3 protein-coding genes and 1 pseudogene are annotated in these 3551 nt (G+C 46.1%); all 4 read left to right on the forward strand.

Annotation, left to right across the window (positions count from 1 at the left end):
* Nucleotides 1-542: MFS transporter (locus tag GRP75_RS21780; RefSeq protein WP_160790336.1), on the forward strand; the 542-nt coding region annotated here is incomplete at its 5' end.
* A gap of 68 nt (nt 543-610) precedes the next feature.
* Nucleotides 611-2077 (forward strand): efflux RND transporter periplasmic adaptor subunit, encoded by a 1467-nt coding sequence (locus GRP75_RS21785; RefSeq protein ID WP_160790337.1) that lies wholly within the window; start codon nt 611-613, stop codon nt 2075-2077.
* A 222-nt stretch (nt 2078-2299) separates the two neighbouring features.
* A complete protein-coding gene (locus GRP75_RS21790; protein ID WP_023989062.1) occupies nt 2300-3142 on the forward strand; it encodes an STM4015 family protein in 843 nt (280 codons plus the stop codon).
* A 66-nt stretch (nt 3143-3208) separates the two neighbouring features.
* Nucleotides 3209-3551: pseudogene (locus GRP75_RS21795) on the forward strand (STM4014 family protein); the annotation flags it as partial.

Genomic DNA, 3551 nt, shown 5'->3' on the forward strand with positions numbered 1-3551 from the left:
CTATTGCCGGGAAGCTGTTCGATAAGTTCGGCATTGTGCCTTTGGGACTTGTGGGCCTGACGCTAACCAGCTTTATGACCTATCATCTTCACCAGCTTACGCCAGATACTTCTCATGCCTGGTTGGAAACCGTAATGGCATTACGGGGTCTGGGAATTGGTATTTGCATGATGCCATTGTCCACGGTCGGCATGAATGCCGTTCATCCTAGCAAGGTAGCCAATGCGTCTACAGCGTCCAATCTGGTACGTACTGTGGCTGCATCTATGGCGATTGCGGTGCTAACCGCCATTATGCAAAGCCGTTCGGCTGCTCATGCCCAGCAAATTTCGGAGTCCATTACACCAGACTCGGCTCATACGCTACAAGCGACATTGGGCAGCTCATGGATGTCATCCATAAGTAGTTTAATCACACTGGATGCTACATCAAGAGGAATTGGGGATACGTTCCTCATTTCATCCATACCGCTGTTTTGCACGATTCCACTAATCTTTTTGTTTATTCAGAGGAAGAAAGCAAAGACACAGCCGGAAGCATAACCAAAGAACTATAAAATACGACTGGATGGCTTACATTATTTCCACGGACAGAAAGAAAGGGAATTATCATGAAAATATTGAGAGTAGAAAGTACATTAGCGGCTTTAGTGCTCGGCGGCGCAGTGCTGGCAGGCTGCTCCAGTAATAGCGGGGCGGCTCAGGATATGGTCGTTCCGGTTAAAATCAGCCAAGCACAGCAGGGAATTATCGGACAGGGAAATATTTATACAGGAACCGTAACACCTTCGGAGACGGTGAACATCGTGCCTAAAGTGGGCGGCAAAGTGGTTGAACTGCCTGTGGATATTGGCACCGAGGTTAAAAAGGGTCAAGTACTGTTCAAGCTTGATGATAAGGACATGCGGAATAATGTTGCGAAAGCCCGCGCCGCAGCAGCTGCGGCAGCAGCCGGAGTAAGCACCGCTCAAGCATCCCACGAATCTACGATGGTTCAAGCAAACTCGGGCTTAGTGCAGTCCAAGAGCGGCGTGATTCAATCCCAAAGCGCAATCAATCAGGCACAGGGGGCTATTAATCAAGCCACTACAGCCGTAGAACAAGCAACACATGGTGTCTCCTCAGCAGCCAATACGGTGAAACAAACGCAGCAAGCTTTGGCAGATGCACAGAAAAATGTAACACGTACACAAAGTCTATTTGATGCAGGTGCGAGTACCCAAGCACAATTAGAACAAGCCAAAACAGCAGTTGTGAATGCGGAAGCGGCTTACAATAATGCACAAAATGCTCAGGCTAATGCGCAAGATCAGTTGGTAGCTGCGCAGAAGGCCCTAACTACAGCTCGCAACAGCTATGATTCAGCAAAAAATAGCTATAGTAATGCCAATAGCGGTTACAGTAATGCGCAAAATCAGCTCAAAGTATCTCAAAATACTGCGGTTATCGAGTCGAGCCAACAATCTTTTAAGCAGGCTCAGCTGAATGTGAACATTGCTCAGGATGCATTGGATGACACCGTTGTTACATCACCGATCAATGGTATTGTGGGTACGAAAAATGCAGAAGTGGGCGAAATGGTATCCGCTCAGTCTCCTGCACTGGTCATCGCTAATCTGAGTACAGTCAATACTTTGATCTATGTTCCAGCGGAACAGATCAACAATGTAAAAGCAGGTGACAAGGTACAGGTTCGTGTTGCAGCTTCCAACATTGTAACAACAGGTACAGTTAAAAATGTAAGCCCGTTGGATGCAAGTGGAAAAGGCTATCCTGTAAAAATCTCAGTAGCGAATCCAGACACGAAACTGAAATCCGGTATGTTGGCTGATATCAGCTTTGTCGCTGCCAATGCACAAGAAGGCATTGTGGTTCCTACTGCGGCAGTTCAAAAGGATCAAGGTAAAGAATATGTATATGTTGTAAACGGAGACCATGCGAAACGCAAGGAAGTGAAGACTGTTCAGACGGCAGGTTCCCAAACACACGTTACCAGTGGTTTGAGCTATGAGGAGAATGTGATCGTGAATAATCTGGCATTGCTGTCCGATAACTCACCGATTACAATTAGCCAATAATTTGGCTCTAAACTCACGTACTATATAATAGTAGAAGTTTATTGTGAATATGCAAGACAGCCTGCTTAGCGGGCTGTCTTGTTTTTATTTCATTGAGCACATTTTACATAGGATTGATGTCGAAGCGGGACTATTTTTGACGAACATTGGTAGAATAGGATAGACTAAATTGGAAATAGATAGTTTACGAGATCTCAGACAAGCGATCGGAGGAATTGTAAGATGGAAGTGAAATTGGTAGTGGATTATGAAGCTTATGAGAATGGCCAAACGATGGCTAAATCTATTGAGGAACTGGCAGCCAAGCCGGAGAGCGCGCAAATTACTGATCTCATCATTGGAGATTGGGGCGGCGCCTATGAAAGTTCACCAGAGGATTTTATCCCAGTGTTAGTGAAGCTCAAAGATCAATTCCCTAAGATACGCAAACTGTTTATTGGTGATATGGAATATGATGAGTGTGAGGTTTCATGGATTAACCAGACGAATCTGTCCCCGTTGTTAGAAGCGTTTCCAGCATTGGAGTCCTTTCATATCAAAGGAAGCCAGGACCTGAGCTTGGAGCCGCTTCGTCATAGCCATCTTCAGGAATTGGTTATTATCTGTGGTGGCCTGCCTGCGAGGGTTCTTCAGCAAATACGTAATGCCGAACTGCCTGAACTGCGCAAGCTGGAACTGTATTTGGGTGTCGAGGACTATGGTTTTGACGGTAACCTCAATGATATTTTGCCGTTCTTGGACAGCAATCCTTTTCCCAAACTTACATACTTGGGACTCAAAGATAGTGAAATACAGGATGAAATTGCAATTGCAGCAGCTAATGCCCCTGTGATTGGACAGCTGGAAGTGCTGGATCTCTCACAAGGTACGTTGTCTGATAAAGGTGCAGAAGCGCTGCTGGCTAGTGAAAGTATAAAAGGGCTGAAGCATCTGGATTTGAGCTATCATTATATGTCTAGTGAAATGATGCAACGTTGGAAAAGCTCGGGTCTATCTGTGAACGTGGAAGATCAACAAGAAGCGGATGAGGAAGATGATTGGCGCTATCCATCACTGACTGAGTAATTTGTTAAATGGATTTCTAAAACGGACTGTTTTCAAAATTAAAATGATCTAAAGTGAGGCGGCTCTATGGTTAGGATGTCAGACTGTAATGTCAGCGAGCCGTTTATCTTGTTCGGTAATCCGGGGAATCGTCGAACTACCGGGCTGCAGGAGGCGCGAAGCAGATTAAAGCTTCCGCCCGCTCTGGAGGTTTCCTATAAGAATGTGCTGGAAGCTATTCGGCAGAAACAAGGTCTGAGCGAGCTGATGTTGCGAATAGCTGCACGAGCTACGCAGGATAGCGTGAATGGCAGTTCTTTTGTGCAAGAGAGCATTGATCAGTTACTGGCGGGGCAGATGGACAGTGGTCCGCTGCTTCGTCTGGATGCACCGGGCGAAAACTTTGAGGTAGAGCGTGAGTTGATTGCTC

It is taken from the genome of Paenibacillus sp. OT2-17 (assembly GCF_009827695.1).
Lineage (GTDB): Bacteria > Bacillota > Bacilli > Paenibacillales > Paenibacillaceae > Paenibacillus > Paenibacillus polymyxa_B.